This window comes from Muriicola sp. Z0-33 (assembly GCF_026126425.1).
GTDB lineage: Bacteria > Bacteroidota > Bacteroidia > Flavobacteriales > Flavobacteriaceae > JAFMPW01.
This window is the reverse complement of record NZ_JAFMPW010000002.1, coordinates 430,344-443,847: the sequence shown is the minus strand read 5'-3', so window position 1 is coordinate 443,847 and position 13,504 is coordinate 430,344. Positions and strand designations below refer to the sequence as shown.

The window sequence follows — 13,504 nt, the reverse complement described above, 5'->3', positions numbered from 1 at the left end:
AACAAACTTATCAACAGCTAACTCCCATATTTTTTCTTTCTAAAGTAATTAAAGGTCATGCCAAAAATAATGACAATCACTACAGGAAGCCCAATGTTAATCAGTTGCCATTTCCTTTTCTGTTCCAATATCTTATTCTGATCCAGCAGGGGTATGGTTACTTTCTTGTTCCGAATGTTTATAAGTCCGGTGTCGTCTAGCTGGTAATTAATGGCATTTATTAGAAATTCCTTGTTGCCGTAGAAGTTATTCGTCCATTTATCAAAACCAAGTTCCAGTGGAATTCCTCCCCTGAGTTGATTCTTTATCAGGTCCCCATCGGCAATCACCAGCATCTTATTTTCCACGCCCTTTTCTTTTACACCGGAAAGATTTAACGGTTTAACCCGGTTGGCAAAGGCAGAAGAAAACTCCCCTTCAACCAGCACGGCCAGCGGTAGATTTCCCTCGTTATATTTGGCTTTATCCGGAGGGGTATTGATAATATCAAGGCTAATCTGCTTAGGGGTGCCTTCCGGCCTGGATAATGGTGAACTCCAATACAGTATGGTTTTTTTGTAATTGTTTTTCAGGGTGTCTATAGTGTTGGAGAACTGAAACCTCACGGCTTCCAGGTTATTGGTTATGGGGTGGTTGTCCCTGGAAAAAACCATGGGATTGTAGTACCAGGGCACCGGATTGTATTGCGAGCTATTGCCCTCTCCAGAAGCTAAAACGATCTGAGTAAAATACAGGTCGCTTACCAGTACTGGATTAATACGCAGCCCATAACTAAAGAAAAAATCGTTAAGATTTAGTTCTCGCGGGTAAGCCATTGCGCTGCCCTTGGGATTGAAAAGGCTATCAAGTTCTATTGCTACCTGATCTACCAGCCAGAGAGATTTACCGCCATCGACCACAAATTGGTCCAACACATATTTTTCTGCATCTGTGAAAGCTTCTGTGGGCTTGGCAATAATGGCAAGATCATAGGTTTTAAGCTGATCGAGTACATTTTGCGGATTGGTAGCTACGGAATCCAGGGTAATAGCCCCTATATTGTAATAATCCCTGATAGCACTGAGATAATCGGCTATGGAAATATCTGCTAACTCCCCATTTCCCTTAATTACCGCAATACGCTTTTTTTCTTTAATTCCAAGTTTTGTAAAAGCGTCGGCAAAGGCATACTCAAGATTCTGGACAGAATTATTAATGCGGTCTTCCATGGCAGCACCCAGCTTATTCTTCAGCAATGGTACTTTCACTGTGGTAGTACTATTTGTAACCATGGCCCATGGGAAGAGCTTTTCCTGAGACACCTTACCATTATCTTCAGTGGTAACATTGGCAGGTTTTAAACCGATGCTCTCCAATTGTGCCATTGTGACTTCTGCCTGTGAAGGATCTTCCTTGGGGTTGATAAAACTGAATTTGATATTCTTGTTTTCAGAGGCAAACTCCTCCAAAATTTGTTTGGTTTCCTGTCTTAATCTTATGAATTCAGAAGGAAGCTGATCTCCATCTAACAGCACATCAACTACAACAGGGTTTTCAATTGTACTAACCGCATCAATTGCGGCCTGGGAGAGGGTGTACCTTCTATCTTCGGTCAGGTCAAATCTGGCATAGAAATAATGCCCCGCAACATTAATAATTACAAGCAGGATAACGACTTTGACAATTGAAAAAACAGCGGATTTTTTCATTAACGTTCCAGATTATTTAAATGATTTACGGCCGTATAAAGAAAGAATATCGCAAGACTTGCAAAATAGATAAGATCTTTGGTATTGACCACTCCTGCAGCCATACTTTCGAAATGCGATTTCATTCCAAAATTTTCTATGAACAAAGCAGTACTGCCACTGGTGAACAAGGTTCCTACGGCTTCAAAACCATAGTAAAATGCAAAGCAGAGTAAAACCCCCACCAAAAAAGCGACAATCTGATTATCTGTAATTACGGAGGCGAACAAACCTATGGCAGTATATGCAACTATCAGAAAGATTAATCCGAAGTAAGATCCCAATACCAATCCGATATCCAAATTCCCTTCTGTACTGCCCAATGCCGAGATGGCGAACACATAAAGTACAGTAGGTGCTATTGCAATAAGTGCCAGTACCAGTGTACCCAGGAATTTACCTGCTACCGTATTCCAGACCCCTAGTGGTTTAATAAAGAGTAACTCCAGGGTTCCCAATTTTCGCTCCTCAGAAAAACTTCTCATAGTAATTGCAGGAATAAGAAATAAAAACACCCAGGGAGCTAAAAGAAATAATTTACTGAGATCGGCAAAACCGTAATCAAAGATGTTGAAAGGTCCTTTAAATACCCATAAGAATAAGCCATTTATCACAAGGAAAAGACCAACCACCAGATAGCCTGTAGGAGAGGAGAAGAAGGAGGTTAATTCTCTTTTGAAGATAGCGAGCATATTTAGTTCAGTTTTTCGATTTTATTGAGGCTCCAGGCCTGTGGTTTTTCCTTAAACAATCTCTTTGTTTCTGCCCAAACCTTCTTAAAGAAATCTGATTGCCGGTATGCCTGTAAATCTTTATCAGAGTTCCAGTAGCTATATGTAAAAAAAACACCGGGCTCGTCAGTGCTCTGATATAATTCTAAATTACTACAGCCTTCAAAATTTCTTATACGGTCTTTTGTATCCTTAAATATCTGCTCAAAACTAGCAATATTTTCGCTTCTGAATGTCAATTTTACAATCCTTACAATCATCTATACGAAATTTATCAGGATGGTATCCCTGTAATCAAGGCCCAGAAGACTGGATGCCCCGCCAACGGTATTTAAATCGCTTTTGTATATGGCTAATTCTATATAACCCGAGGAATTAAATAACGCAAGTAAGTCTCCCGGGCCCTTGCGCTGATTCTTTTCCAAGTCAAAGTTGATGATATCGCTGTATTTATGATGAATTTCTGAAATCTTCTTATTCCGCGCATTAATTGTAAATGCCCTGCCATTCCTGTAAGCCTCAAATAAACTTTTTCTAATGTTCGTAATTACGTTCCCATAGTTGTCTATGTAAATAACACTCCCGACGATTGTTTTTCCGTTATCCGTAATTCTGGGGGAGAATTCCTTAAGTTCTTTGAGTTGATCAAATTTCTTTCCTACAACATCAAGGGTGCCACCTCTAGCGATATGACAAGCCACCTGCACAAAAACATCCAATACCGGAAAAGAACCGTGAATGGGATTAGGGATATTAATCTCAACTACCTTTTCAGGATTTATCTCGGAAGTTATTAAACTTACCACCCCATTATTTGCGCTGATGAAATAGTGCCCGTCTACCAGTACTGCAATGTGTTGATTTTCTTTAGTTGGTTCAGAATCTACCCCAACAATATGTATGGTGCCTTCAGGAAACGCCTTGTATGAATTCTTAAGCAAATAGGCACATTCGTGGATATTAAAGGGACTAATCTGGTGGGAAATATCAACGATTCTCGCATCTGCCAACTCCCTGTATATTGTTCCTTTTATGGCTCCTACAAAATGGTCTTTTAGTCCAAAATCAGTAGTCAATGTAATAACTGCCATGCAACTCTGTTGATATTTTTAACCTAAGCAAAGTGATTTTTTACTTAAGTTTGTTGAACAAAATTACACAAAAAAATAGCCGACAGAAATTTAATCGGTTACTACAACTTTAAACCGCACATTTCTTTGAACGAACTTAAGATAGAACTGACTGAAATAAGCCCAAGAGAGTTTTTTGGGCACAGGAATGAAAACATAGATCTGCTAAAAAAATATTTTCCAAAACTTAAAATTGTCGCCAGGGGAAGCAAGATTAAAGTATATGGTGATGAGCCTTTGCTGGAAGAATTTGACCGTCGTTTTAATATGCTGACTGCCCACTTTCAAAAGTATAATAAATTAGATGAGAATATTATTGAAAGGGTGTTAACCAGCAATGGTTCAGACGACTATGCCTCTTCGGAAAGTAGCGGAGCCGTTTTGGTTCATGGAGTCAATGGGAAATTAATAAAAGCCCAGACTGTAAACCAACGTAAATTGGTAGATGCCACAGGAACCAATGATATGGTATTTGCGATTGGCCCGGCTGGGACAGGAAAAACATATACAGGGGTGGCCCTGGCTGTCAGGGCCTTAAAAAACAAGGAAGTAAAGCGTATAATTCTAACCCGGCCGGCTGTGGAAGCGGGAGAAAATCTGGGGTTTTTACCAGGAGATTTAAAAGAGAAGCTAGATCCCTATATGCAACCGTTGTACGATGCACTACGGGATATGATTCCGTCAGAAAAGCTTACACATTATATAGAAAATGGTACTATTCAAATTGCACCTATGGCTTTTATGAGGGGGCGGACCTTAGATAATGCTTTTGTAATACTTGATGAGGCCCAGAATACCACGCATGCTCAAATGAAAATGTTTTTGACAAGAATGGGTAGAAATGCAAAATTTATGGTGACGGGAGATCCCGGGCAGATAGATCTTCCAAGAAGAATTATCTCAGGATTGAAAGAAGCCATTTTAATCCTTAAAAATGTCAAAGGCATAGAAATAATTTATTTAGATGACAAGGATGTGATCAGACATAACCTTGTTAAAAAAGTTATTGATGCCTATAAAAATATTGAGCATCAGAATTAAGAAGCCGCATGAGCAATACCATAATAGCTACAAATTTTAATTTTCCAGGACAGCAAAGTGTATATAAAGGGAAGGTAAGGGAGGTGTATTCCATGGGTAATAACCTTCTGATAATGATCGCGACAGACAGGTTATCTGCTTTTGATGTTGTGATGCCTAAGGGAATTCCTTATAAAGGACAGATACTTAATCAGATTGCCACAAAAATGATGAAAGCCACTGAGGACATTGTCCCCAATTGGTTATCGGCTACTCCAGACCCAAATGTGGCTGTAGGGATGGCCTGTGAGCCTTTTAAGGTTGAAATGGTCATCAGAGGATATCTTTCAGGACATGCTGCGCGGGAGTACAAGGCAGGAAAGAGAATTTTATGCGGGGAACCTATGCCCGATGGAATGATAGAGAACGACAAATTCCCGGAACCTATTATAACCCCGGCTACCAAGGCCGAAAAGGGAGATCATGATGAAGATATTTCGAAGGAAGAAATACTTAGAAAAAAAATTGTTTCTGCCAAGGATTATGAAGTTCTTGAACGATATACCAAAGCGCTTTTTCAACGGGGTACCGAAATAGCAGCCGGCCGGGGGCTCATATTAGTAGATACTAAATACGAGTTTGGCAAAACAAAAGATGGAAAGATCGTACTGATAGATGAGATACACACTCCGGATTCTTCGCGATATTTTTATGCCGATAGTTATGAGCAACTTCAGTCTGAAGGAGCACCTCAAAAACAACTTTCAAAAGAATTTGTTCGTCAATGGTTAATTAGTAACGGATTTCAGGGGCTTGAAGGTCAGACAGTTCCTGAAATGAGCGATGAATATATTACTTCAGTTTCTGAAAGATATATAGAACTCTACGAGAACATTACTGGGGAAACTTTTGTCAAAGCCGATGTCAGTGATATTGAGAACAGAATTCATGAAAATGTACTTAATTATCTGAATTCGCTAGACACCTAAAATACCACAGGCATACTACATTTTCTATTCTATATCAGAAGGATTATTTTTCTTTAACTACCAGTTTATAATGTAAAGTGGTAAAAGTACTGGTATAGGCCTTTAACAGGTATACTCCCGTTGGCAGATTGGAGGTGTCTATCTTGTAAACACCCTTGGATTGAATAATAGCATTGGTATTATTGTAGCTAAGAACAAGACTACCAGCTATATCGTAAATAAGCATTTTTGATATTTCCCCCTCGCTGCCAATGATTTCAGCATTAATGAAGTCGATTGCTGGGTTTGGATGTAATTTGATAGCTCCTTTTCTAAGGTCTTGCAGTTGGGATAATGGGATGCCATTAGTGTTTTTTGGATCAACACTTTCTTCATTGGCAGCATTATTGGTTACCACTTCAAATGCTACAAAGACCATTTCCAGGAGGTTGCCACTTAATTGTGCACCGCTGTAAGCACGGGCCTCGAGTGTATATAGCCCGGGGACAAGGAACTGGCCCTGATTTTTTGATGAATGATCGCCAAATAGCATATAAGGCGCCTCGTTTTCGGTCCAGGCCCGGGTAATACTGCCGTTTAGGATAAAAGCAACACTTTGGATGTTTTCCATTGTAAAGTCGGCCCTGATGTTTACACTTTGGTCCATGAGGGTATCTTCTTCAATTAGCATATTATCAACTATTTTGAAGAGATCTGTACCTGTAGTTCCAGCAACCATAGTAAAATTCGGATATTGTATTATCTCGGGTTCCAAAACCCTGATTAGAATGGTGTCTCGGGCTATAAGACCATAAGTATCGGTAACCGTAAGGCTAACTACATAATCTCCGGCAGCGGTGAAAGTGTGAGTCGCGAAAGCTGATGAACTATAATTCCCGTCATCGAAGTCCCACAAGAAGGTAGCTATTCCGTAATCATCCGAGGAATTGGTTCCATCAAAATCTATGGTCAAAGGAAAGGTGCCACTTAAAGCCGTTGCCAGGGCAATTGCAGTCGGCGGCTGGTTTAGAAGCTGCCCGTCTGCGGTAATTGTAAAGCTTATGGTTTTAACAGGCCCCTGATCTCCGGTGGCATCAATTGCGGTGAATGGCGTACCGGATAGGGTATAAGTGCCTTCTGGTAATGCCGCTCCATAATAATCTCCCAACAGATCTCCAAACATGGCAAACGGAGCCTCGTGCTCTGTCCAGCTTCTGGTGACAGGCCCTGAAAGTTGCATTGCTATACTCTTTACAATGTCTCCTGAGACATCTGCCCTGATATTAAATTGTGTCGTGGGGAACTGCGAAATGTACACAGCACTATTATCGGTGAGTAAAAGAAGGTCTGTATTGTTTTCGGCGTTTATGAGTGTAAAACCATCTATTTTGTTAAGATTTGTGTTTTGTTCTACCTCTAAATAGGCTGTTGCAGTAAAATTTCCGTCCACAGTTCTGACCATTATTTCCGTAACTCCTTGATTTATAGCAGTCACTATTCCATTTTGATCTACCGTTGCTATGTCCGGATGTTCTGAAGACCAGACCACGTTCAGGTTTGTGGCATTCAAAGGGGTAATTTGTCTGGTTAAAGTGGCAATATCACCCTCTCTCAATGTCAGGGAATTGGGAACAACGGCAATAGCGCTGACAGGTATGGCAGCAGCTTGTTCTCTTTGTATTAAAGCAACCCAATCCAGATTAATGTCTCCGGGAGGTTGGCCGATGGTTCTTAATCCACCACCACTTATTGTTGTAATATCAGAATTGCTCAGATGGCCGCCGCTGCGTGGGTTAAACCATTGAACCGTAAAATTTCCGCTAATATTGGTAAGGTCAATTTCCGTAGTGCTTCCTCCAGGCAAATAAACTACATAAGTTTCCCCAATTTCTGCCAGGCAATAATCCTGGGTATAAGGGGTCAGTTCGTCGTAAGAGTCCATTTCCCAAAACCTGATATAGGAAGTAAAGAAATCGTAGGCGAGTTTTGCATCTTCCCACTTTGTTGCCCTGCTTCGCCAATTCTCGGAAGACCAATCTGTTTCCCCGGTTTGTGTTCCAAAATAATATTCTACTCCAAAACCACCGGCCATTAAAGTTCCCCATAGCACTTTATGTCTTACTGAGGTTCGGTTGTCCGGTTCAGAGCCATGACTACCGGAAAAGTCTTCGTCTACAGTAACGCCAACTTTCCAATGCCCTTGTTCATCACTACTAACAATCCATTGTTTGCCGCTTGCTCTGGAGGCTTCGTTCCATTTTTTTACTTCTTCGTGTACCTTTGAAATATCTATTTGAAGAGAGGCACCATTTAATCCACTGTTGTTGCCAAGAAGTGGGTTATAAGAACGCTCTTGTTGCCCCGGGAAGGTATGCAGAACAATTAGGTGGTCATAAGGATCAACCGCTTTGATATAGGAAGACAACCTGCTAACGAGATCCGGGTCATAAATATGAAATTCTTCTCCCAGGTTCCAGTTAAGGGCCAGGTGGTGTCCAAATCTGGCTATGATTTCCCGGTAGTATAATTTTCTTTGAACCCCGAGATCACCGCCATCCAGTAATTTTAAATTCCCTCTTTCCTGTGTTTTAAAATGTAAAAACATTCCTTTTGCATCCCCATGGCTAAAAAGTATTTCCCATTGGGCCAATTTAGATACATCGTACCTCATTCTGCTATCTATTGATGCGGTACTTGCTCCTTCCATCAGTGGTATATCTGTTGAAGACCAGGGCCAGATTGTCCGGTCTCCTCCGTCATTGTTGGTGTTAGGGTCGTCCAGATTAAACATATTAAAAGCAAAGGCATTCATTCCTTTGGAGGCCAGATAATTTATCGCACCAATCAGTCCTTTGCCTTTATCTCCCTGCCATACAGGATCACCAGCTTGCCAATCAATAATATGCGGGCTCCAGTCTTTTGTGGTCACTGCATTGTCGAAGTCTTTATGGGCAAGTAAGTTTTCGGGAGAATCGGCACCTACTTTTATAAAGTATGCATCACTGCCTTCAAATTTAAGGTAGCGCTTCCCCATATAACTTAATCTGCCTTTTGCCCTGTTATCTGGTAGTGATTTATTGTTGTCAAATACTTCAAAACTCCCACTATCCCCATCCATAGCCATTGGAACCCCCGCTGATGATTCAAGACTAACCGCTACCTCATTCCCTGTTCTGAAAGAAACTAAATAGGTCCATCTGCCAATTTCATCAGGCGTGAAATGTACAGCCCATTTATTTCCGGAGCTAGCTCCGGTTTCTGCTGCATTGCCGTCTGCGGCGAAGTATCCGGGTACCAGAAAGGTATTACCCGAAGGTGATACAAATGAAACATTAAGGCGATAATTCCGGAAGGGATTGTTGCTATTATCTTCAGCAGATTGTGGACCTTCAAAGAGAAGGGTAGTGGTATGCCAAATCCTTTGTTCTCCTTTAATTTCAACCTGGGAAAAACAAACTTCTTGGCAAAACGAGACTATTAGGACTACAAGATATAACCTAAATTCTTTTGCGTTACTGATCCAGTTTGCTCTCATTTCATTGGTTGGTCTTCGTACTTTTTGCATAGTTGCAAATAGCACTTTAACTTAACCAATAGCCCGCCAGCAGGAAGGTTTCAGAAAATTCAGGGACTATAAACTTAAGCACAGAAACCCGCACTGTAGTTTAATTCTCGATAACGTACGGAAATACTCGATCTGCACCTTTTAACCGTGCTAAAAATGATTCAAACTCCTCATAATACAGGGGATTTTTAACATTGTTACCGTAGTGAGTAAATGAAAAGGCTATAAAGTTGAAGTGCGGAATACCCACAAGGGATATCCCGCACAATCAAAACATGGCAAATCTTAATAATTGCCCTATTAATCAAACCAACCTTTATTGTACAATTAGTTTTCCACTAAAAGATTTTTGTATACCGGCAGCACGGATAATATAGAAGCCTCTTGCCATATTGCTCAGAACAACTTCATGAGTAGTTCCCTGAACAGTAATAAGTTCGCTCTGAATAAGTTCACCAGACATAGAGAAAATACCCATACGATAATTCCCTGTAATGAGTCCTTCAAGATGGACACTATTATTGGCTTTGGCCGGATTTGGATATATAGTCAGAGGAGCATCTTCATCTATTATGGTTAAAATTGCCGTATCCGAGAAGTCTTGTAATACCCCGCTCTTCACCTCACTAACACCAACAATAATTGTTTCATCCTCTTCGGGGGCATTGTCATTTCTTGTAGGAACACTTATGGTTTTCACTGTTTCTCCTGGCTCAAAGGTCACTGTCTTAACATTAGAAAAATAATCTTCTGATTCGGCAGTTTCATTAGAGAAAACAATATCTATGGTAATAGTCTCATCACTAATTTTAGATAATTGGATATCAAATTCTATGACCTCACCTTCTACGGCAGATGCATTTTCCAACATCAGACTAGGACCGGCATTCATTGCTGTATCGCACTGCGTTTCTTCGAGCTCCATATCAGTGGGATTATTTATGTCCTTGCTAAGGACTATTCTATCCAGAATATGGCCTTTAGACCTTCCGGATATTTCCATGGTATATACTCCAGGGGCATCAAACCTGACGTAAATGTCGTGAGCATCATTATCACTGGTATTGGTAGACCAGGTCCAATCTAATCCGTTGTCTAAATATACTTTGAACCATCCTTCTTTTCCGGCACCATTGGGCCACGGATTTTTATCGCTTCCTTTTGGATAAATAATTTCTCCAGAGTTCTTCTGACCGTAAAATTCAGACGCATCCGGGAATCTAAGCCAGCTGTCATTGCTCTCTGTAGAGTTGGTGCCTAATCCTACCTTGTTTCTCCATTGAAATTTGTAAACACCTGCTTCTTTAATGTCGATTGTTGCAGTAATGAGTCCATTACCCGGATTTGTAAAATAGTCTTCTCCTTCCCATTCGATATAACCATTCCCGGAATATCCTGCTATATCCGACTTATGTGTCCAGCCTGGAGACACATTAAGGTGTTCTGCTTCTATAATTACTATATTATTATTGGCGACATAATCGGCATCGCAATCTGTTGAAGGTTCTGGCTCCGGATTGGGATCTGAAGAAGTCGTTACCTCAAGTAGGGCCGTAGCGGTATAATTCCCGTCCTCCGTTCTAACGGTGATTGTTGTTGTACCCGCAGTTAGGGCACTAACCGTACCATTAGCGTTAACAGTTGCAACACTAGGGTCTGAAGATGACCAAAAAACTGTTTTGTTGCTCGCATTTGATGGGAGGACCGTGCTTCCAAGGGTATAATTGGACCCAATATTGAGTGTTAGCTCATTTTGTGAGATGGTCACTCCATTTACAGCAATGGTAGGGTTTTGACCGCCTTCACAATCCGTTTCTTCCAGCGACAGATCAGTTCCACTATTGAAATCATTACTAAGGACAATTCTGTCTATTAAATGATGGTTAGATCTCCCGGAAATTTCCATTGTATATACTCCTGGAGTATCAAAAGTAACATAGATTTTATGTGCATCGTTGTCACTTGTATTGGTAGACCATGTCCAGCTCAGTGAGTTCACATATACTTTAAACCATCCATTGGATCCCGCACCATTAGGGGTGGGTGTCTTGCCACTGCCTTTGGGGTAGACAATACTTCCGTTTCCTTTCTGTCCAAAGAAATCTGAAGCGTCAGGAAACCTTAACCAGGTATCATTACTTTCTGTTGTATTGGTTCCATGACCAACTTTGTTTCTCCATTGGAAGAGGTAAGTACCAGGTTCATTTATCTTAATTGAGGTAGTTGAGAGCCCATTTCCAGGGGTACTGAAATAATCTCCACCTTCCCATTCAAGGTAACCCGAGCCGCTGTAGTCTGCAACCGAAGAATGTGTATTCCAGCCAGCTGCGGCATTTATATTTTCTGCCTCAATAATTACCAGGCCATTATTGGATTCAAAAAGGGCTTCACAATTATTGGTTTGGCCGCCTCCGCCACCGCTGCTACCTTCTGTTTTCTTTATCAGTGCTACCCAGTCAGAAGATGTACTGTTGGGCGGGTTTCCTATACTTCTATTCCCACCACCGGCAATTTCCTGAACACTTCCGTTTTGAAGGTTTCCGCCATTCCTGGGGTTGAACCATTGAACTGAAAAAGTTCCGGAGACACTAGATAAATTAAGATTTGTAGATCCTCCATTGGGAAGATAAATGGCATATACATCACCAGACTTTTCCAGACAGTAATCATTGCCTGAAGAAGTAATCTGGTCGTTAGATTGCATGGTCCAGTAAGGAAGTTGTTGCTCAAAAAATTGCAAAGCAATCTTTGCATCTTCCCACTTTGTACTTCTACTTCTCCAATCCTGAGCGGTTAAATCTGTTTCACCGGTTTGATATCCGAAATAGTACTCTACTCCGGCACCTCCTGCCATCAGAGTACCCCATAAGACTTTATTACGAACATTTGCTCGATTATCTGCCTGTGTTCCTTTATCACCGCTGTAATTACCGTCAGCGTTGACACCTGCCTGATAAGGGCCTTGTTCGTCGTTTGCCACAACCCATTTTTTACCTGCATTCGCCGAAGTAGTAATCCAGCGTTTTACATCTTCGTGCACATTATCTATGCTAATTTGAAGAGACGGTCCGGTTATTTGTCCGGATGATCCCAGCAGCGGATTGTATAATTGGTTTTGAGCATTTGGATAAGAATGAATAACAATATGGTGATCATAAGGATCTACAGATCGGATATAATCAGCATAAGAATTTATCAGAGCGGCATCATAGATATCAAATTCTTCTCCCAGATTCCAGTTTAGTGCCAAATGATGTCCAAATCTGGCGATTAGTTCCCTGTAGTATAATTTTCTTTGTGTTCCCAGTTGATTTCCATCTAAAAGTTCAAGGTTTTCGGTTTCCTGGGTTTTAAAATGAAGGTACATTCCTTTGCTGTCAGCATGGCTGAATAGAATTTCCCACTGTGCCAGCTTAGACACATCGTAGCGTGTTCTATTGGTGGCATCAGCACCAGAGGCCCCGTCCAGATCTCCATGATTGGCGGCTGCCCATGGCCATACATCTTTGCCATCTCCAATTACGTTCATAGTTAGGAAAGAAAAGGCGTTCATACCTTTTTCCGATAGGTAATTTATTGCACCAATGAGTCCTTTTCCCTTGCCGTTTTGCCAGGTGGGATCGCCATTGTTCCAATCTTGCAGGTGTGGAGACCAGGTTTTACTGTTTACGGTATTATCAAATTCGCCATAGCCAAGTAGGTTTTCAGGAGAATCTGCCCCGGCTTTCAAAAAGTATTTACCTGTTTCCTCAAACTTAAGGTATCTTTCCCCAACATAGTTTAACCTTCCTTTTGCTCTGTTATCCGGATTTGTTTTATTTGAAGTGCTTATATTAAAATTTCCGGAAGCACCATTAAACGAAGTAGCAGTCCCCGCATTGACATCCAGACTAGTAGCTACATTGCTTCCGCTTCTGAATGAAGCAGTATAATTCCATTGTCCGGTTTGGTTTGGAGTAAACTTTACGGCCCATTTATTCCCGGAAGTAGCTCCTGTATTGGCGGCATTACCGTCTGCAGCAAAATAACCAGGTACCACAAAGGTTTCCCCATTGGGTCCTGTAAAATTCACATTCAGTCTATAGTCCAGAAACGGATTGGTTCCGCTATTCTCGTTGGCATCAGGTCCGTTGAAAAGGATAGTTATAGTGTGCCATTTGCGCAATTCTCCGGAGACGGTAGACTGCGAAAACAGGCCATAAAAAGATAGCAGCAATACTGCTAACAGAGGAAATCTGTTAAAGCGCATTTCGTAGGTTTAGGTTAAGTTCATGTTAAGATTTGGAACTATAATTTGGGGATTATAGTTTCAACCAAGTCGAACGTAACCTTACAAATGACGCTATTCGTTTTGTTCACATTA

The 13,504-nt window shown here is 41.1% G+C and carries 8 protein-coding genes; 2 read left to right on the top strand and 6 right to left on the bottom strand.

The annotated features are described in order from the left end of the window. Positions 1-17 precede the first annotated feature (17 nt). Genes gldG through J1G40_RS04845 form a run of 4 tightly spaced genes read right to left on the bottom strand, consistent with a single transcriptional unit; the run spans position 18 to position 3,549 of the window. A complete protein-coding gene (gene gldG, locus J1G40_RS04860) occupies positions 18-1,688 on the bottom strand; it encodes a gliding motility-associated ABC transporter substrate-binding protein GldG (protein ID WP_265241469.1) in 1,671 nt (556 codons plus the stop codon). Next, a complete protein-coding gene (gene gldF / locus J1G40_RS04855) occupies positions 1,688-2,419 on the bottom strand; it encodes a gliding motility-associated ABC transporter permease subunit GldF (RefSeq protein ID WP_265241468.1) in 732 nt (243 codons plus the stop codon). The genes gldG and gldF overlap by 1 nt, the downstream gene beginning before the upstream one ends. A gap of 2 nt (positions 2,420-2,421) precedes the next feature. Beyond that, entirely contained in the window at positions 2,422-2,718 is a 297-nt protein-coding gene (locus J1G40_RS04850; RefSeq protein ID WP_265241467.1) for a putative quinol monooxygenase, read from the bottom strand. Beyond that, positions 2,719-3,549, bottom strand: a complete 831-nt coding sequence (locus tag J1G40_RS04845; RefSeq protein WP_265241466.1) for an S-adenosyl-l-methionine hydroxide adenosyltransferase family protein — start codon at positions 3,547-3,549, stop codon at positions 2,719-2,721. Positions 3,550-3,675: 126 nt separating this feature from the next. Here J1G40_RS04845 and J1G40_RS04840 point away from each other — a divergent pair, with 126 nt between their 5' ends. Both J1G40_RS04840 and J1G40_RS04835 read left to right on the top strand, forming a co-directional pair. Next, positions 3,676-4,629: a PhoH family protein gene (locus tag J1G40_RS04840; protein ID WP_265241465.1), complete on the top strand. Its 954-nt coding sequence runs from the start codon at positions 3,676-3,678 to the stop codon at positions 4,627-4,629. 8 nt (positions 4,630-4,637) lie between these two features. Continuing rightward, entirely contained in the window at positions 4,638-5,597 is a 960-nt protein-coding gene (locus J1G40_RS04835) for a phosphoribosylaminoimidazolesuccinocarboxamide synthase (protein ID WP_265241464.1), read from the top strand. A gap of 43 nt (positions 5,598-5,640) precedes the next feature. Here J1G40_RS04835 and J1G40_RS04830 read toward each other — a convergent pair whose 3' ends face one another. Both J1G40_RS04830 and J1G40_RS04825 read right to left on the bottom strand, forming a co-directional pair. After that, positions 5,641-9,141, bottom strand: coding sequence for a DUF5060 domain-containing protein (locus J1G40_RS04830; protein WP_265241463.1), 3,501 nt, complete (start codon positions 9,139-9,141; stop codon positions 5,641-5,643). 316 nt (positions 9,142-9,457) lie between these two features. Next, the gene (locus tag J1G40_RS04825) at positions 9,458-13,390 is read right to left on the bottom strand and encodes a DUF5060 domain-containing protein (RefSeq protein WP_265241462.1); all 3,933 of its coding nucleotides are present in this window, start codon (positions 13,388-13,390) and stop codon (positions 9,458-9,460) included. Between the last annotated feature and the right edge of the window lie 114 nt (positions 13,391-13,504).